The organism is Polaribacter sp. 11A2H, from assembly GCF_011379025.1.
GTDB lineage: Bacteria > Bacteroidota > Bacteroidia > Flavobacteriales > Flavobacteriaceae > Polaribacter.
In genome coordinates, this window is the sequence record NZ_WTLD01000004.1 from 325,005 (window position 1) to 343,179 (window position 18,175).

Sequence of the window (18,175 nt, forward strand, 5' to 3'; positions counted from 1 at the left end):
GCAAATAGCGTTTTAAATAATCGCTAAAATATCAGACTCACGCATCATTAAATAATCTTTACCTTCTAACTTTAAATCTGTACCACCGTATTTGCTATATAAAACAGTGTCTCCAATTTTTACAGTTAAAGGCTCGTCTACCTTTCCGTTTCCAACAGCAACAACAGTTCCTTGTTGTGGTTTTTCTTTTGCGTTATCAGGTATAATTAATCCTGACGCTGTTTTTGTTTCTGCTGGAGCAGGCTCTACAAGAACTCTGTCTGCTAAAGGTTTAATGTTTAATCCCATTGTTATATTTTTAGATAATTAATTTATATGTTACTAACAGTAAATTGTCAGAAATTGTGCCATTACACTAAAACTGACAATTTTTCTTTGATTGATTTTATTGTTAAATTTTAGGCGCAAAAAAAATGCCAACGTGTCATTTACGTTGGCATTTTAAATTATCTCTAACGGATAGTTAATTTAAACTATCGTTAGTTATAGGAGTTGTGTTTTCAACAGGTGTAGAAGTTTCAATACCATCTAAAGTATCGTTTAACTGAAAGTTGTTGTCTCCACTTCTTGGAATTGCAAAGTTTGCTAATAAAATTAATGCAAACATAGCAATAGCTAAAGTCCAAGTTGTTCTGTCTAAGAAATTGTTAGTGTTTTGTACACCACCCAAAGATTGTGCTCCACTACCTCCAAAAGAAGAAGTTAATCCTCCACCTTTAGGATTTTGAACCATCACAATTAAGATTAATGCAACGGCTACAATCAAAATTAGAATTAAAAATGCTGTGTAACTCATGATTTATTTTTTTGTAAAATTTGTATTCTTTTAATTTGGTCTGCAAAGAAACCACTTTTTTCTGGATATTTCAAACTTAAAATTCTATAAGCTTGCATTGCATTTTCATACTTTTTCTGTTCTAAATAAACTTTAGCTAATGTTTCTGTCATTAAAGATGAATCTTGGCTGTTTTTAGCAACCGGTACAGCTACTATTTTATCTTTGGCTAAAGGCTTAATTTTAGGATTATTTTCAATAAAAGTATTTATTAAGTTCTCTTTTTCTGTAGGTTTTTCTACAGCGGTTTTTTCTATGAGCTTTTTTTCTTCTCTAACAATAGGCTTTCTAGATGATAGTTGTAGCCATTCTCCAAAAGAGTGATTCTCTGCAGAAGAAAAAGAAATAGGCTTACCAATTTCTAATGTCGTTTCTATTTCAACAATATTTTCTGAAACTATTATTGCTTTCTTTATTGGAGTTTCAATAATTTTAGTAGGAGTTGCAACTGTTTTTTCTGCGGATATTTTTTCAAATATTTGTTGATGAATATTTTCTTTCTGATTATTAAAATTGGTTGTAGTAATATAATTGAACAATAAAGTTCTGTCTGTGGTGTAAGCAGCGGTTACTTTTAATTCGTTATTATATTTAAAACTATCCTGATTTTTCAAACCTTTTAAATACAAAACCCTAGCTGCTTGAAAATACGGATATTCTTCAACAATAGTTTTTAATTCAGCAGTTTCCACTTCCTGAATTTGAGTTTTATTTTTTATTAAATTGATGAAAATATTTGATTTCAAACCTTAGTTATTTTTATCTCTTTTTTACTGAATACTGCAACTGAACACTGTATACTTATAATATTACCATTTTGCAACGGAAGCATTAAAAATATCTTGTGTTAATCTCTCCATAATTTCATCTAATGCAGCTTCTAAAACACCACCTGTAAGTTGTGCATCTGCAGCAAAGTCTGAGTAAAATGAGAATTGTTTTTCAAAATCATCTTTTTCTATCAATTTGTTTACAAAACGAACATTTACTGTTATTGTAAGTCTATTTTGAGCAGCAGTTTGGTCTGCAGTAGCACTCATAGGGGTAATTCTATAACCCGTAATTTCTCCGCTAAAATATAAATCTCCATTAGAGGTTACTGTGGTTAAGTTGGTTTGTCTTGTAAATAAATCTAGCATGTCTTGGGTAAAACGCTGACTTAAAGTTGGCTCTACTAAAGATGCTTGATTCGGAAAAAAATCTATTTGTAAGGTTTTTGCATCACCGGTACTTCCTCCCGTAAAAGAGTATGCACCACAAGCAACAAAAAATAAAGTGCTTAATGAGAATAATGTTATGTAGAGTATTTTTTTCATTGATTTTGTCTGGTCGAGCGCAGTCGAGACCTAAAAGATTTACTTATTAATACCTCTCGACGGCGCTCGAGGGGACAGTTTTTAGAGATTAAACAATTCAACTTTTAAACAATTACACATTCTTTTACAAATCGTATTGTTTAATTTTTCTGTACAAAGTTCTTTCAGATATCCCTAGTTCTTTAGCGGCCAACTTACGTTTATTGCTGTTTTTCTCTAAAGATTTTTTAATCATTTCTACTTCCTTGTCTTGTAAAGATAAAGATTCGTCTTCTTCAATCGTCTCAATAAAATCATAATCTTTTTCTGTAGATGAGTTTTGCGGAATATTCATTACTTCTACATTAGATTTATGAGCATCTTTGTTTTCATACATCTTTTCAATTAATTGATGATGTTCTTCTTGCACTTCCTCTACATTACCACTTTTCATTAAATCGAGCGTCAACTTTTTTAAATCGTTGATGTCATTACGCATATCAAATAAAATTTTGTACATAATATCTCGTTCGGTAGAAAAGTCATTTTCCTTTTTACCACCAATTACAGCAGGTAAATTACCATTGTTATTAGGTAGGTATTGCTGTAGTTTAAGACCGGAAATAACTCTTTCTTCTTCAATAACCGAAATTTGTTCTGCTAAGTTTTTTAACTGACGAATGTTTCCTGGAAAACGATAGTTTAATAACATTTTTACCGCATTATCATCTAAACGAATAGAAGGCATTCTGTATTTCTGTGCAAAATCTGCCGCAAATTTCCGAAACAATAAATGAATATCTTCACTACGTTCTCTTAAAGCAGGTAAATGAATCTCTACAGTACTTAATCTATAATATAAGTCTTCTCTAAATTTTTCATTATGAATAGCAGATTGCATGTTTACGTTGGTTGCCGCTACAATTCTAACATTTGTTTTTATTACTTTAGAAGAACCAACTTTTATAAATTCGCCATTTTCTAATACCCGTAATAAACGTACTTGCGTTGTAAGTGGTAATTCACCAACTTCATCTAAAAAAATAGTACCTCCATCGGCAACTTCAAAATATCCTTTACGGTCTTGCGTTGCTCCGGTAAAAGATCCTTTTTCATGACCAAATAATTCACTGTCTATTGTTCCTTCTGGTATTGCACCACAGTTTACTGCAATGTATTTTGCATGTTTTCTGTGTGATAATTGATGTACAATTCTGGGTATATTTTCTTTACCAACACCACTTTCTCCAGTAACTAAAACAGAAATATCTGTAGGCGCAACTCTAAGAGCTTTTTCTAAAGCTCTATTTAAGTGAATATCATTACCGATAATTCCAAAACGTTGTTTTAATGCTTGTAAGTTTTCCATATAGCCCCTTTTAATTTCCCCGAAGGGGAAAACACTTATTTCTTTTTACTTTTTTAAAGTCAAGAATCTTTTTATTCAAGAAACATTATGTCTTGGTTCTTGTCTCTATCAGTCTTATCTCTCTTTTTTTACCCACAACAGTTTCCTTCCCTTTAGGAAGGATTAAGGATGGCCTGTTTTAATTATTATCAGAATAGCCAACAACAGTTCCTTTTAAGGTGGCAGAAGTACAATCTTCTACCTTTACCATTACAAAATCGCCTAATTTATAATCGCCTTTATCAAAAACAGCTACGGTATTTTGGGTGTTTCTACCTTTCCATTCATTTGGGTTTTTCTTAGAAGTACCTTCAATTAAAAATTCTTCTGTCTTCCCTAAATGTTGTTGCGTTCTGTATAAAGCGTGTTCTTGTTGTAAGTCGATAATTTCTTGTAAACGACGTTTTTTTGTAGCAAAAGGTACATCATCTACCATTTTCTTAGCGGCTAAAGTTCCGGGTCTTTCAGAATAGGTAAACATAAAACCGAAATCGTATTTTACATATTTCATTAAATCTAAAGTATCTTGATGATCTTCTTCTGTTTCTCCACAAAAACCAACAATCATATCTTGACTTAAAGACATTTCCGGAACAATCTTAAAAATATTATCAATTAACTCGATATATTCTTCACGAGTATGTTGTCTGTTCATTGCTTTTAGCATGTTATTACTACCGCTTTGTACAGGTAAATGTAAATATTTACAAATATTTTTGTGTTTTGCTATTGCGTGAATTACATCTAAACTAATATCCTGCGGATTAGAAGTTGCAAAACGAAAACGTGTTTTTGGAAATTCTGTAGCACACATATCTAATAATTGCGCAAAATTTACAGCAGTTGCTTGTGCCATTTCAGATGCTTTGCTAAAGTCTTTCTTTAAGCCTCCACCATACCATAAGAAACTATCTACATTCTGACCTAAAAGTGTAATTTCTTTAAAGTTTCTATCTACCATAGATTGAATTTCTTCAAGAATACTCTTCGGGTCACGGCTTCTTTCTCTTCCTCTTGTAAAAGGAACTACACAGAAAGTACACATATTGTCACAGCCTCTGGTTATAGATACAAATGCAGTAACTCCGTTAGAATTTAAACGCACCGGAGAAATATCACCGTAGGTTTCTTCTTTAGATAAAATTACATTTACGGCATCTCTACCAGCATTTACTTCTTCTAGTAAATTAGGTAAATCTTTATAAGCATCTGGACCAACAACTAAGTCTACAATTTTTTCTTCTTCTAAAAACTTTTCTTTTAAGCGTTCGGCCATACAACCTAAAACACCAACTTTCATGTTTTTGTTTACTTGTTTTACAGCATTATATTTCTGTAATCTTTTACGAACAGTAGTTTCTGCTTTTTCTCTAATAGAGCAGGTGTTTACTAAAACTAAATCTGCTTCTTCAAGAATTTGAGTTGTATTGTAGCCTTCTTTATCTAAAATAGCAGCTACAATTTCACTATCATTCATATTCATTTGACAGCCGTAGCTTTCTATGAATAATTTTTTAGTGTTGTTTTTTTTATTTTCGGTAACAAGGGCTTTCCCTTGTATTTTCTCGTCTATGATTTTTTCTACGTGTTCCATCTTTCAATTTATCATTTAAAGGTGAGCAAAGATACAACCAAATTTAATTTATTGTGACAAATTGGCAGAAAAAATATTGATGCATTTCTGTATTTATTTAGCGAAAATTGGCAAAATAATTTTTTTTTACAAAAAACTAACTACTTTTGCAACCAAAATAGTGCGTTTTTAACGTGTTTTAGCGACAAAAGAGAGATAAATGGCAAAGAATTTAGTAATTGTAGAGTCACCAGCAAAGGCAAAAACCATCGAGAAATTTCTTGGAAAAGATTTTCAAGTAGAATCTAGTTATGGGCATATTGCAGACTTACCATCCAAAGAATTGGGTATTGATGTAGAAGGAGATTTTAGTCCGAAATATATTATTTCTGATGATAAAAAGCCAGTTGTTAAAAAACTAAAAGCTTTAGCAAAGAAAGCAGATATTGTATGGTTAGCAAGTGATGAGGATAGAGAGGGTGAGGCAATTGCTTGGCATTTAAAAGAACAATTAGGTTTAAAGGATGAGAATACAAAACGTATTGTTTTTCATGAAATAACAAAAAATGCCATTTTAAAAGCAGTCGATAATCCAAGAGATATAGACTATAATATGGTAAATGCACAACAAGCACGTAGAGTTTTAGACAGACTTGTTGGGTATGAGTTATCGCCAGTTTTATGGCGTAAAGTTAAAGGAGGTTTGTCTGCAGGTAGAGTACAATCTGTAGCGGTTCGTTTAATTGTAGAAAAAGAAAGAAGCATTCATGAATTTAATGCGGAAACACATTATAAGGTAGTTGCAGAATTTTCTAATGTTGAAGGTAAAACTTTTAAAGCAACGATTCCAAAGAATTTTGATACTAAAAAAACAGCAGAAAATTTCTTAAAATCGTGTGCAAATGCAGATTTTTCGATCGCAGAGTTAACAAAGAAACCTGCAAAGAAATCTCCAGCAGCACCTTTTACAACGTCTACACTACAACAAGAAGCATCTAGAAAATTAGGTTTTCCGGTAGCAAAGACCATGCAAGTTGCACAACGTTTGTATGAAGCCGGTTTAATTACCTATATGAGAACAGATAGTTTAAATTTATCTGTTGATGCAAGAAACGCTGCCGAAGAAGAAATTACTAATTATTACGGAGCAGAATATAGTAAACAACGTGTTTTTAAAACGAAGTCTAAAGGTGCACAAGAGGCGCATGAGGCTATTCGTCCTACCAACATGAAGATGCATGCTATAGATACAGAATATGACCAAACGAGATTGTATGATTTAATTTGGAAAAGAACATTGGCTTCTCAAATGAGTGATGCTCAGTTAGAAAGAACCAATTTTAAGATAGAAAATTCTGAAAATTCAAAAATATTCACTGCAAATGGTGAAATGATAAAGTTTGATGGTTTCTTAAAAGTATACTTAGAAGGAAAAGATGATGATGAAGAAGAACAAGCAGGAATGCTTCCGAATTTAAAAGTTGGTGAAGCATTAGAGTATTCTTTTATAAACGCAACACAGCGTTTTACGAGTCCGCCTTACAGATTTACAGAAGCTTCTTTGGTAAAACAATTAGAAGAGTTAGGTATTGGTAGACCATCTACATACGCGCCAACAATTTCTACAGTACAGAGAAGAGGTTATGTAGAGAAAGGAGAAGATGAAGGTGTAGAAAGAAATTACGAACAAATGATTTTAGTTGATGGAGCTGTAAAAAGTGAAGCATTGACTGAAAAAACGGGTTCTAATAAAAATAAATTAATTCCTACCGATATTGGTAATATTGTGAACGACTTTTTAGTTGCTAACTTTTCTAATGTTTTAGATTTTGGATTTACAGCTAAAGTTGAATCTTCTTTTGATGATATCTCTGAAGGAAATGAAGATTGGATAGAAATGATTAAAGGTTTCTATAGCAAGTTTCACGTTACTGTAGAAGATGTAAAGGAAAATGCAGAAAGAGAAAGTGGAGAACGTATTTTAGGAAAGCATCCAGAAACTGGTAAAACAGTTTTAGTTCGTTTAGGTAAATTTGGACCAATTGCACAAATTGGAGCGCCAGAAGACGAAGAAAAAGTGTTTGCTAGCTTAAATAAAGATCAGAATTTAGGAACCATCACTATGGAAGAAGCTTTAGAGTTATTCTTGCTTCCAAAAACATTGGGTGGTTATGAAGATGAAGAGGTTATTGTTTCTAACGGTCGTTTTGGTCCTTATATTCGTTTCGGAACCATGTTTGTTTCTTTAGATAAAGGAGAAAACCCAATGGAAGTAGATTTGCCAAGAGCGATAGAATTAATTGTTGCAAAACAAAAAGCAGATGCACCAATTTACCATTATGAAGATTTACCTGTGCAAAAGGGAGTTGGTCGTTTTGGACCTTTCTTAAAATGGAATAATATATTTATCAACGTTAATAAAAAATACGATTTTGATAACCTTACAGATGATGATATTGTTGAGTTAATAGAGGTAAAGAAACAAAAAGAGATCGATAAGGTAATACATAATTGGGAAGATGTAGAAATTCGTGTAGAAAAAGCACGTTGGGGACGTTTTAATGTGATAAAAGGTAAGATTAAGATTGAATTACCTAAAACTACAGAAATAGAAAAATTATCTAAAGAGGAAGCTGTTAAGATGATTGAAGCTAAAACTCCAAAGAAAAAAGTAGCGAAGAAAAAAGCTGTTAAGAAAAAGGTAGTAAAGAAGAAAGTAGCTAAAAAGAAATAATATTTTTCATAAATTATATTTGATTTTAAAAATTTGATGAACCAAGACTTTTTAACACCTGTAAAAGAATCGATTGTAAAATCTTTAGAAGAGCAATCTAATTTGTGCTTAGGTAAAACCTTTAGAATACATACTCAAGAAGATGGTTTGCCTGATTTAGAAAACGTGCAAATTGCTATTTTAGGGGTTCAAGAAGATAGAAACTCAGAAAATAATTTTGGTTGTGGAGAAGATTTGCATTTTATCCGAAAAAAATTATACAATTTGTTTCCTGGCAATTGGAACACTCAAATAGCAGATTTAGGAAATGTTTTAAAAGGAAACTCAGTTACAGATACTTATTATGCAGTTTCAGAAATTATTACGGAATTACTTAAGAAAAATATAATTCCTGTAATTATTGGTGGGGGGCAAGATCTTACTTATGTAAATTACAGAGCTTATGATTCTTTAGAACAAACGGTTAATATTGCTGCTGTAGATAGTCGTTTCGATTTAGGTCATTTAGATGATCCGTTAACTTCTCAATCTTATTTGAGTAAAATAATTATGCAAGAACCTAATAACTTGTTTAATTATAGTAATGTAGGTTATCAGACATATTTTAATTCGCAAGATGAAATACAGTTGTTAGATAACTTATTTTTTGATGCTTATAGATTAGGAAATGCAAAAGAATTAAAAAATATTGAACCTGTTTTTAGAAATGCTGATATTGTTTCTATAGATTTGGGTTCTGTAAGACAAAGTGAAGCACCAGCAAACAATAATGCTTCTCCTAATGGGTTTTATGGAGAAGAAATTTGTGCTATTGCTAGGTATGCAGGTCTAAGTGATAAGGTTACATCATTTGGTATTTATGAGTATAATTCTAAGTTAGATAACAACCATCAGACAGCACATTTAATTGCTCAGATGATTTGGTATTTTATTGAGGGTGTTAACTTTAGAGTAAAAGATTACCCTTTTTCTGGTAAAGAAAATTATCAGAAATTTACCGTTTTATTAGATGATGATGACCCATTAACATTTTATAAAAGTAATAAATCTGGAAGATGGTGGATAGAGATAAAAATTTTATCAGATAATAAATACAAAAGACATGCGTTAATACCATGTACATATAATGATTATACTGAAGCCACTAAGCAAAATATTCCTGAAAAATGGTATAAAGCGATGCGGAAATTGGTGTAATAAATAAAGATTAAAAGATTAGAACGTTAAAAAGCAATTTGATTATTGTTTTTTAACAAAAAAAATAATAGGTTTACGGACTTTATAGTAAAGACATTTTTAAATATGAAGAAAGCAGCAATATTTGCACTTTTAATAGTAGTTTTTTACAGTTGTGGCTCTAATGATAGAGGAGAATTGGTCGGAGTTAAATCGAATAAAAAGTGGTTTTCAGAAAAACCATTTGGTATGGCGTTAATTCCTGGAGGTGCTTTTACAATGGGTAAACAAGACGAGGACCTTATTGGTACAATGAATTCACCTACTAAAACAGTTACTTTAAGACCATATTACATGGACGAAACAGAGATAACTAATAACGAATATAAAGAATTTGTTGAGTGGGTTAGAGATTCTGTTGTAAGAACTAGATTAGGGTATCAGCAAGAATTTGCAGGTATGATGGGGACACCAGATCCAAATGGTGAGCTTCCTACTGGAGGTATTAATGATTATGCATTTGCTGTATTAAAAGATACTACAGGAGCTAATGCTTATGAAAAATACATGTATGAAAATTACACGAGTTTAGAGTTAGATTCAGATTCTGTAAGACCCTTAAACTGGGAAAATGATATTATTTGGGAAAAAGAAGATTTTCCGGATGCAGATTACGTAGAGGTTATGGATACTTTATTTGTGGCTAGAGATGAAGCGGTAGATGGTGTTAGAACTTTTAACGTAAAATACTTAAAATATAAATACACTTGGTTCGATAGAGACAATGCTGCAAGACAAGGTGGTAATAGAAAAGACTTTGTAAAACACGAAAAATTAAACATTTATCCAGATACTACTGTTTGGGTAAAAGATTTTAGTTATTCTTATAACGATCCAATGCACCAAGATTACTTTTATCACCAATCTTATGGAGATTATCCTGTTGTTGGGGTAAACTGGGGGCAAGCAACTGCTTTTTGTAACTGGAGAACTAAGAAGAAAAATAATTATTTAAAAAGTAAAAAAAATTCAATTGGTGTTCCTGATTTTAGATTACCAACAGAAGCAGAATGGGAGTATGCTGCTAGAGGAGGTTTAGAATTTGCTACGTATCCTTGGGGTACAGGTAATACTACTACAGATAGAGGTTGTTTCTTAGCAAACTTTAAACCAGTAAGGGGCGATTATGCTGTAGATGGAGCGCTTTATACTATGGAAGCGAAGTCTTTTAATGCAAATGATTACGGTTTGTATAACATGGCTGGTAATGTTTCTGAATGGACAAATACTGCTTACAACCTATCTTCTTATTATATGGCTTCTACAATGAACCCGAATGTTGAGGATAGAAAAAATAAAAGAAAAATAATTCGTGGAGGTTCTTGGAAAGATGTTGCATACTTTTTAGAGGTGAGTTCTAGAGATTATGAATATGCTGATACTGCAAGAAGTTACATCGGTTTTAGAACCGTACAGAATTACATTGGTACAACTAACAAATAATTAAAAAAAAATAAAAAGAAAAGAAATTATGGCACAGTCAAAATCTTACAAAAAAATAATGAATTTCGTTTACGGAATGGGAGCAGCAGTTGTAATTGTTGGAGCATTATTCAAAATTCAGCACATGAGTTTAGGTCCTATTACTGGAGGTATGATGTTAACAATTGGTTTATTAGTAGAGGCTGCCGTTTTTGCTGTTTCAGCTTTTGATACACCAGAAGATGATTTTGATTGGTCTAAAGTATATCCTGAGTTGGGTGATGAGAGTTTTAAAGCTGTAAAAGTAGAAAAAGAAGAAGTTGGTGCTCAAGGTTTATTATCTCAAAAATTAGATACTTTATTACAAGAAGCTAAAATTGATGCTAGATTAATGACAAGCTTAGGTACTAGTATGAAAAACTTTCAAGGAGCTGCAGAAGGTTTATCTGCTGCATCAGAATCTATTTCATCTACTAACAAATACAACGAGCAAATGTCTATGGCTGCTATTCAAATGGAGTCTTTAAACAATTTGTACAAAGTACAAGTAGAAAATGTAAGCAAACAGTCTGCATTAAATGGAGCTGTTGTAGAAAATACAGAAAAATTAAAAGATCAAATGGAGTCTTTAGCAAAAAACCTATCTTCTTTAAACGGAGTTTATGGAAATATGCTTTCTGCAATGTCTAAATAATAATTAGTTAACAAATACAAATATTAATTTAAAAAACTAATTATAATGGCAGGAGGAAAATTGTCCGCAAGGCAGAAAATGATAAACTTAATGTACCTTGTATTTATTGCAATGTTAGCAATGAACATGAGTAAAGAAGTTTTATCTGCTTTTGGTTTTATGAACGAAAAGTTAAGTGAAAATAATGTTTCAACAACCGCAAAAAATAATGAAGCGTATGCTAATTTAGCAACTAAAGCTTCAGAACAAGCTGCAAAATTTGCAACATTAAATCAAGAAGCAATAAAAATTAAAGGCTATTCTGCAGATTTTTATACTTATTTAGAGGAGTTAAAAGCTAAAATGACATCTGATATAGAGGATAAAAATGATTATGAATCTATGGATAAAACCGCTTTTTTAGATGAACATTTCTTTAAAGGTGATAAATTTACAGCAGAAGGTCAAGAGTTTTTAGATAAAATAAATAGCTATAGAACAAGTGTAACTGGCGCCTTAGGAAAAGACAGTAAGTTTGCACCAATTGTTGCCAATAGATTTTCTACAAGTGATGTTACAAATAAAGATGGTAAAACCATCAAATGGTTAGATTATAGATACAAAGGATTTCCTTTAGTAGCTTCTTTAACAAGTTTAACTCAAATGCAAGCAGATATTAAAAACACAGAAAGTGATATTGTATCTGACTTATTAGGAGGTAAAATGGAAGAAGCATTGTCTTTAAATAATTATAAAGGTATTGTTGCTTTAGACAAGAACGCTTATTTTGCTGGAGAAAAAGTTACAGGAAAAATTGTTTTGGGTCGTTATGATGCTACTATGATTCCAGATAATGTTACTTTAAATGGTAAAAACTATAAAAACATTCAATCGGGTCAAGTAATTATAGACATGCCTGCCGGTAATGTAGGTAGTCATGATATTAAAGGTAAAATAGCTTTTACACAAAATGGAGAAGTGGTAGAAGTACCTTTCGAAAGTACGTATTCTGTAATACCACAACCAGGTGATGCTGTTGTTTCTGCAGATAAAATGAATGTTGTGTATAGAGGTTTAAGCAATCCTATTTCTGTTTCATTACCAGGTGTTAGCGATAACAATTTAAGAGTTTCTGCATCAGGAGGTTCTTTATCTGGTGGTAACGGTAAATATATTTTAAAACCAAGCGGTGGCAACACGGCAGTTATTAATGTAAGTGCAACTTTAAGTAATGGTAAATCTGTAAATTCTAAAGCCACCTTTAGAATTAAAGACATACCTGCAGCTATGGGATCTGTAAGAGGACAATACGGAACCGTAAGAATGCCAAAATCTGGTTTAGCTAATGCACCAATTGCAGCAGGATTACCAGATTTCGAATTCGATTTAAGTATTAGAGTTCAAAGTTTTAAAATTAAAGTACCAGGAGAGTTAACTATTATTGTAAATGGTTCTTCTTTAAATGCAGCAGCAAAACAAAAATTGGCTAAAGCAAAAAGAGGAGATCAAATTAATATTTTTGATATTAAGGCAACTGCTAATGGAGTAAACCTTAAACAAGTATTACCTGTTAGTATAGAATTAACAAACTAGAAGTTAAAAAATAAAATATGTTTAAAAATTGTTTACTATTATTTTTCGGTTTGATGATTAGTGGTTCAATAAACGCACAGATAGGTTTATTGAACGCTAAAACAGTAGATCAAATAGGAAAGAAAAATGAAGAACAAATTGCAGCTGACAATGATGCTCCATTATCTTACGGATATGTAGATGATAGAGATATATTATGGTCTAAAGTAGTTTGGGAATTTGTAGATCTAAATCAAAAAATAAATTTACCGTATTATTTTCCAATAGATAACTCAAATGTTTCTTCTAACAGAAGATCTTTATTTGATACTTTAATTAAAGGAATCAAAGAAGGTAATATAGAAGAAGTATATTCAGACTCTTTCTTTACCTCTAAGATTACTCAGAATGAAATAGATTCTAGAATGTCTAGTGTAAGAGAATCAAATGGATATAGCGATACTATTAGACTTCAATCTCAGGATGTAGAAGGGTATATGATGAAAGGAATGTGGTATTTTGATAAACGCCAAGGAGAATTAAAATACAGATTGTTAGCAATAGCACCAATGGGTAAAGATGTACAAACTTTAGGATTGGGATTAGATGGCGGTAATGAAGAGGAATTATATGAGTTATTTTGGGTTTTCTATCCATCTGCAAGAGATGTTTTACATGATGCAAAAGTATTCAATCCAAAAAATGCATCACAACCAATTTCTTTTGATCACATGCTAAATGCAAGACGATTTAGTAGTACTATTGTTAGGGAAGAAAATATTTATGGTGATAGAGCAATATCAGATTACGTTAAAGGTAATTCTTTATTCCAGTTATTAGAAGCTAATAAAATTAAAGAAGGTATTAGAGATAGAGAAATGGATATGTGGAATTACTAAATACCACCATTTTTTTAAAATATTATAACGTTCCAAATCTTTGGGACGTTTTTTTTTGAAGCTATTTCCCGCTATCACTACTCGCTTTTTTTATCTTAAAGAGGAATAAAAAAGAGCTCAAACATACCGTTCAATCGGGGCTATACAATTTAATAAAGTTCAGTAATAATATTATAATTATTACAAATTCACGTATTTTTATCATATGAAAGTAGATTATATAATAGTTGGTTTAGGATTAGCAGGTTTGGCTTTTGCAGAAGAATTAATTGCTGCAAAAAAAACGTTTATCGTTTTTGAAGATGACTCCCAAACTTCATCATTAGTTGCCGGAGGCGTTTACAATCCCGTAATTTTAAAACGTTTTACACCTGTTTGGAATGCAAAAGAGCAATTAGACGTTGCGCTTCCTTTTTATAAAAAGTTAGAAGAAAAACTAAACATAATTATAGATCAAAAATTTGTTATTAAAAAATCTTTTAAATCTGTAGAAGATCAAAATAATTGGTTTGGTGCTTTAGACAAACCTAAGTTAACAGATTATTTAGACCCTAAGTTAGATACCAATTCTTATCACGGAGTTTTAGCCGATTTTAGTTTCGGAAACGTAAACGAAACAGGTAGAATAGACACAGAAAAATTAATAAATGCTTACCGAGCATATTTAGAATCTGAAAACTTAATTCGTTTTGAACAATTTAAACATAACGAATTAAACATTGAACAAGAATCCATTTCTTATAAAGATATTGAAGCTTCTAGAATTGTTTTTTGTGAAGGTTTTGGAGTGGTAGAAAACCCTTATTTTAATTATTTACCAATAAATGAAGCAAAAGGAGAGTTGTTAACTATTCATGCTCCGGAACTAAATATAGATTTTTTATTAAAGTCCACACTTTTTGTAATGCCTTTGGGCAACAATAACTATAAAGTAGGAGCAACGTTTAATTGGACAGACAAAACATCTGATCCTTCTGAAGAAGGAAAAGAAGAGTTGGTAGAAAAATTAAAGAAAGTATTGAATGTTCCTTATACAATTGTTTCTCAATCTGCAGGAATAAGACCAACGGTTTCTGGTAGAAGACCTTTGGTGGGTATGCATCCAGATTATGCACAATTAATTGTTTTAAATGGATTAGGAACGCGTGGAGTAATGATTGCACCAACGGTTGCTAAAAACCTGTTTAATCATATTTATAATGCTGAATCTTTAGATGAAGAAATAGATATTGTTCGTTTTAAGCATTTGAAGGATAAAAAGTAGTTGTAATTTATTTAGGAGCATAAAACTATCAAATTTTAAATTGTATGAACATTTCTATTTTATAAGTAATAATAAGATGACAGTAAAAAAACTTGTTGAAACTCAAATTTCTGAAATAATAAACTCTCAAAAATTTAAGAACAAGTTGATTTTTTTAAATCATAATTATTCAAATCAAAAGCAAGAATTACTGATTAGAAATATATTACTAGAAGAATTAAATGAATATTTTAATTCTAATAATTTTACAGATTTAAAGGCTTTTGCGGAAATTAGAGTTGGCAAAGTACGTATTGATTTAACTGTTATTGATATAAAAAACATTGATAACCCTGTTCGTATTGAATTAAAATATCAATTCACTAATGATTTTAAGCAATTTTTAAATTACAAAGGAGTTATTTATAATGATTTTGAAAATCGAAAAAGTGATATGTTTATTCTAATTATTTCAAACTGGAAAAAAGAAGATAAAAAGGTGTTTGATAACAAATGGAAAATCTCTCCTGACTTATCAAAGTATATAACAAGCTCTGACAATTGGAAAGTTAATATAGAAAGTATACTGAAATCTTTTAAACAAGCAGAATTAGAAATTTTTAATAAATTAACAATCAATAAACCTTATCGAACAGAATATTATTTTTATAATTTAAAACGTAAATAAAAAATATTTAAACACTTATTATTCAGTTTGCACTATGCGCTAAGGATAGAGCCTTTCGACAAGCTCAAGACAAGCTATATGTTTGAGCTCTTTTTGTTTTTACAAAAAAGCGAGTAGCGAAAGCCTGTTAAAGCGCCCAAAAAAGGTTTATGATTCTTTTTTTTTGAACTTTTTATCAAAATGGACAAACATATTTATCCAAATTATTCTAGATAAGCGCAAGTTTAAAGGTGCTAATATTAACAATGCTATTACGATTGCTGCAAAACATTGTAATAGACTTAAACCAAAAATTAAACTACTTATTACAAATATAGCAACAGAAAGTGCCACTGTTAAACCATAGTTAACATACATAGCTCCGTAAAAGAAGGAAGGTTCCATCATGTATTTTAAATTACAATTCGGACAGTTGTCATGTAATTTGGTTACTTTATTGGGGTTAAAAGTAAATTTATGAGCAAAGAATTCGCCTTCTTGACATCTAGGACATTTGGCTTTAAAAATACTATATAACTTGGTACCCTTTTTCAACATAATAGACCTTAAATTTGTATACTTTTGCAAATATAGAGTTTTAAACTTTTTTTAAGTAACAATTATTACATTAGATGCTAAACGTACACAACTTATCGGTTTCTTTTATGGGAACGGATTTATTTTCAGGAATTACTTTCAAATTAAATAAAGGAGATAGAATTGGTCTTATCGGAAAAAATGGAGCAGGGAAATCTACGCTTTTAAAAGTTCTTTCTAAAGATATAGAAACAAGTGGTGGTACCATGGCTTTTGATAAAGATATTAGAATGGGGTTTTTAAGACAAGATATAGATTTTGTTGAAGGAAGAACTATTTTAGAAGAAGCGTACCAGGCGTTTGTTGAAATTAAAGAAATTGAGATAAAACTTGATGAAATTAATGAGCAACTTGCTACTAGAACCGATTACGAAAGTGAAGGGTATACAGAATTAATACATGATTTAACGGACAATACAGAACGTTATGAGTTGCTTGGTGGGTATAATTACCAAGGTGATACCGAAAAGATTTTACAGGGTTTAGGTTTTCAACGTGAAGATTTTGATAAAAAGACAGATACTTTTTCTGGAGGTTGGAGAATGCGTATAGAATTGGCAAAATTATTGTTACAAAATAATGATATTTTGTTATTGGATGAGCCAACGAATCACTTAGATATTGAGTCTATTATTTGGTTAGAGAATTTCTTAAAAGGATATTCTGGAGCTATTGTTTTAGTATCGCATGATAAAATGTTTTTAGATAATGTAACGAATAGAACTATTGAGATTTCTTTAGGTCAAATTTACGATTATAAAAAACCATATTCTGAATTCTTAGTTTTAAGAGCAGAAATTAAAGAAAAGCAGTTACAGGCGCAGAAAAATCAAGAGAAAGAAATAAAGCAAAAACAACACTTAATTAATAAGTTTAAGGCAAAAGCAAGTAAAGCATCTATGGCGCAATCTTTAATGAAACAACTTGATAAAGTTGAATTGATTGAGGTTGACCAAGATGATAACCAAGCAATGAATGTTAAGTTTGCCATCTCTAAAGAACCTGGTAAAATTATTGTTGAAGCAGAAAAACTTTGTAAAAGTTATGGTGATAAACATGTTTTAGAAGATGTAGATTTATTAATTGAGAAAAACAGTAAAATAGCTTTTGTTGGTCAGAACGGACAAGGAAAATCTACTTTGGCAAAAATGATGGTTGGAGAGATTCCTTTTGAAGGAATTTTAAAACTTGGGCATAATGTAGAAGTTGGTTATTTTGCTCAGAATCAATCTGAAGAATTACCGCCGGAAAAAACAGTGTTGGAAATTATGGAAGATGCTGCCACAGACGGAAATAGAGTGCGTGTTAGAGACATGTTAGGTTCTTTCTTATTTGGTGGAGATGCTGTAGATAAAAAAGCAAAAGTACTTTCTGGAGGGGAAAGAAATAGATTGGCATTGTGTAAATTATTATTACAACCATTTAATGTTTTAATAATGGATGAGCCAACCAATCACTTAGATATTGCCTCTAAAACCGTATTAAAAGAAGCCTTAAAGAATTTTAATGGAACCTTAATTGTAGTGTCTCATGATAGAGATTTCTTACAAGGTTTAACGGAAACTGTTTATGGTTTTAAAGACAAAGAAATTAAAGAATATTTAGGAGATATTGACTATTTCTTAGAACAACATAAAATAGAGAATTTAAGAGAAGCAGAAAAAAGAACGGTTGTTAAAGTAGAGAAAGATACTTCTAAAAAAGATGCACATCAATTATCTAGAGATGAAGAAAAGCAATTAAAGAAGTTAAAGAATAAGCTTTCTAATATTGAAACTGAAATAGCAGATTTAGAAAAAGAAATTGCAAAGATCGATTTGGAGTTAGCTCAGAATTATGATGAAGTTTCTGCAAGACCAAATTTTTTCGAAAAATACAAAGCTAAAAAAGCAAAATTAGATACTAAAATGGAAGAATGGGAAAAGGTAGAAGCACAAGTTTCTAATTTCTAATTTTTTTATAAAAATATAAAAGCTCATTATTTTATAATGGGCTTTTTTTATGTTTTAAAGTGAGGTGAA

Annotated in this window: 16 protein-coding genes; 9 read left to right on the forward strand and 7 right to left on the reverse strand. The window is 31.0% G+C overall.

Annotated elements, in window-relative coordinates; translation table 11 throughout:
- Nucleotides 1-12: 12 nt before the first annotated feature.
- The 6 genes from groES to miaB all read right to left on the reverse strand — a co-directional run bounded on the left by groES (nt 13) and on the right by miaB (nt 5,132).
- The gene (groES, locus tag GQS58_RS07475; RefSeq protein WP_068449432.1) at nt 13-288 is read right to left on the reverse strand and encodes a co-chaperone GroES; all 276 of its coding nucleotides are present in this window, start codon (nt 286-288) and stop codon (nt 13-15) included.
- A gap of 175 nt (nt 289-463) precedes the next feature.
- Nucleotides 464-796: a preprotein translocase subunit SecG gene (gene secG, locus GQS58_RS07480; protein WP_166384439.1), complete on the reverse strand. Its 333-nt coding sequence runs from the start codon at nt 794-796 to the stop codon at nt 464-466.
- Nucleotides 793-1,581 (reverse strand): hypothetical protein, encoded by a 789-nt coding sequence (locus GQS58_RS07485; protein ID WP_166384441.1) that lies wholly within the window; start codon nt 1,579-1,581, stop codon nt 793-795. The genes secG and GQS58_RS07485 overlap by 4 nt, the downstream gene beginning before the upstream one ends.
- Nucleotides 1,582-1,644: 63 nt before the next feature.
- The gene (gene lptE / locus GQS58_RS07490) at nt 1,645-2,151 is read right to left on the reverse strand and encodes an LptE family protein (protein ID WP_166384443.1); all 507 of its coding nucleotides are present in this window, start codon (nt 2,149-2,151) and stop codon (nt 1,645-1,647) included.
- A gap of 124 nt (nt 2,152-2,275) precedes the next feature.
- Nucleotides 2,276-3,499, reverse strand: a complete 1,224-nt coding sequence (locus GQS58_RS07495) for a sigma 54-interacting transcriptional regulator (RefSeq protein ID WP_166384445.1) — start codon at nt 3,497-3,499, stop codon at nt 2,276-2,278.
- Between the two features lie 178 nt (nt 3,500-3,677).
- Nucleotides 3,678-5,132 carry a tRNA (N6-isopentenyl adenosine(37)-C2)-methylthiotransferase MiaB gene (gene miaB, locus GQS58_RS07500; RefSeq protein WP_166384447.1) on the reverse strand — a complete coding sequence of 485 codons (1,455 nt, stop codon included), beginning with the start codon at nt 5,130-5,132 and terminating at the stop codon, nt 3,678-3,680.
- Between the two features lie 199 nt (nt 5,133-5,331).
- Between miaB and topA the strand changes: the two genes are divergently transcribed.
- The 8 genes from topA (at nt 5,332) to GQS58_RS07540 (ending at nt 15,578) form a co-directional block, all read left to right on the forward strand.
- Nucleotides 5,332-7,845: a type I DNA topoisomerase gene (gene topA, locus GQS58_RS07505; RefSeq protein WP_166384449.1), complete on the forward strand. Its 2,514-nt coding sequence runs from the start codon at nt 5,332-5,334 to the stop codon at nt 7,843-7,845.
- Between the two features lie 36 nt (nt 7,846-7,881).
- Nucleotides 7,882-9,042 carry a formimidoylglutamase gene (locus tag GQS58_RS07510; RefSeq protein WP_166384451.1) on the forward strand — a complete coding sequence of 387 codons (1,161 nt, stop codon included), beginning with the start codon at nt 7,882-7,884 and terminating at the stop codon, nt 9,040-9,042.
- 105 nt (nt 9,043-9,147) lie between these two features.
- Complete coding sequence (gene gldK, locus GQS58_RS07515; protein WP_166384453.1) at nt 9,148-10,524, forward strand: gliding motility lipoprotein GldK; 1,377 nt, start codon at nt 9,148-9,150, stop codon at nt 10,522-10,524.
- Between the two features lie 28 nt (nt 10,525-10,552).
- A complete protein-coding gene (gene gldL / locus GQS58_RS07520; RefSeq protein ID WP_166384455.1) occupies nt 10,553-11,197 on the forward strand; it encodes a gliding motility protein GldL in 645 nt (214 codons plus the stop codon).
- 45 nt (nt 11,198-11,242) lie between these two features.
- On the forward strand, nt 11,243-12,769 hold the full coding sequence (gldM, locus tag GQS58_RS07525) for a gliding motility protein GldM (protein ID WP_166384457.1): 1,527 nt from the start codon (nt 11,243-11,245) through the stop codon (nt 12,767-12,769).
- Nucleotides 12,770-12,786: 17 nt separating this feature from the next.
- The gene (gene gldN, locus GQS58_RS07530) at nt 12,787-13,647 is read left to right on the forward strand and encodes a gliding motility protein GldN (protein WP_166384459.1); all 861 of its coding nucleotides are present in this window, start codon (nt 12,787-12,789) and stop codon (nt 13,645-13,647) included.
- A gap of 205 nt (nt 13,648-13,852) precedes the next feature.
- Entirely contained in the window at nt 13,853-14,911 is a 1,059-nt protein-coding gene (locus GQS58_RS07535) for an NAD(P)/FAD-dependent oxidoreductase (RefSeq protein ID WP_166384461.1), read from the forward strand.
- Nucleotides 14,912-15,056: 145 nt separating this feature from the next.
- Nucleotides 15,057-15,578: a hypothetical protein gene (locus GQS58_RS07540; RefSeq protein ID WP_166384463.1), complete on the forward strand. Its 522-nt coding sequence runs from the start codon at nt 15,057-15,059 to the stop codon at nt 15,576-15,578.
- Nucleotides 15,579-15,725: 147 nt separating this feature from the next.
- Here GQS58_RS07540 and GQS58_RS07545 read toward each other — a convergent pair whose 3' ends face one another.
- Nucleotides 15,726-16,145 (reverse strand): DUF983 domain-containing protein, encoded by a 420-nt coding sequence (locus GQS58_RS07545; RefSeq protein WP_317168367.1) that lies wholly within the window; start codon nt 16,143-16,145, stop codon nt 15,726-15,728.
- 44 nt (nt 16,146-16,189) lie between these two features.
- Between GQS58_RS07545 and GQS58_RS07550 the strand changes: the two genes are divergently transcribed.
- Nucleotides 16,190-18,106 carry an ABC-F family ATP-binding cassette domain-containing protein gene (locus tag GQS58_RS07550; RefSeq protein WP_166384465.1) on the forward strand — a complete coding sequence of 639 codons (1,917 nt, stop codon included), beginning with the start codon at nt 16,190-16,192 and terminating at the stop codon, nt 18,104-18,106.
- Nucleotides 18,107-18,175 lie beyond the last annotated feature (69 nt).

What these genes read in the sequence shown, in the direction of transcription:
- groES (WP_068449432.1), bottom strand. Translation starts at nt 288, where the DNA reads ATGGGATTAAACATTAAACCTTTAGCAGACAGAGTTCTTGTAGAGCCT.
- secG (WP_166384439.1), bottom strand. Translation starts at nt 796, where the DNA reads ATGAGTTACACAGCATTTTTAATTCTAATTTTGATTGTAGCCGTTGCA.
- lptE (WP_166384443.1), bottom strand. Translation starts at nt 2,151, where the DNA reads ATGAAAAAAATACTCTACATAACATTATTCTCATTAAGCACTTTATTT.
- GQS58_RS07495 (WP_166384445.1), bottom strand. Translation starts at nt 3,499, where the DNA reads ATGGAAAACTTACAAGCATTAAAACAACGTTTTGGAATTATCGGTAAT.
- miaB (WP_166384447.1), bottom strand. Translation starts at nt 5,132, where the DNA reads ATGGAACACGTAGAAAAAATCATAGACGAGAAAATACAAGGGAAAGCC.
- topA (WP_166384449.1), top strand. Translation starts at nt 5,332, where the DNA reads ATGGCAAAGAATTTAGTAATTGTAGAGTCACCAGCAAAGGCAAAAACC.
- GQS58_RS07510 (WP_166384451.1), top strand. Translation starts at nt 7,882, where the DNA reads ATGAACCAAGACTTTTTAACACCTGTAAAAGAATCGATTGTAAAATCT.
- gldK (WP_166384453.1), top strand. Translation starts at nt 9,148, where the DNA reads ATGAAGAAAGCAGCAATATTTGCACTTTTAATAGTAGTTTTTTACAGT.
- gldL (WP_166384455.1), top strand. Translation starts at nt 10,553, where the DNA reads ATGGCACAGTCAAAATCTTACAAAAAAATAATGAATTTCGTTTACGGA.
- gldM (WP_166384457.1), top strand. Translation starts at nt 11,243, where the DNA reads ATGGCAGGAGGAAAATTGTCCGCAAGGCAGAAAATGATAAACTTAATG.
- gldN (WP_166384459.1), top strand. Translation starts at nt 12,787, where the DNA reads ATGTTTAAAAATTGTTTACTATTATTTTTCGGTTTGATGATTAGTGGT.
- GQS58_RS07535 (WP_166384461.1), top strand. Translation starts at nt 13,853, where the DNA reads ATGAAAGTAGATTATATAATAGTTGGTTTAGGATTAGCAGGTTTGGCT.
- GQS58_RS07550 (WP_166384465.1), top strand. Translation starts at nt 16,190, where the DNA reads ATGCTAAACGTACACAACTTATCGGTTTCTTTTATGGGAACGGATTTA.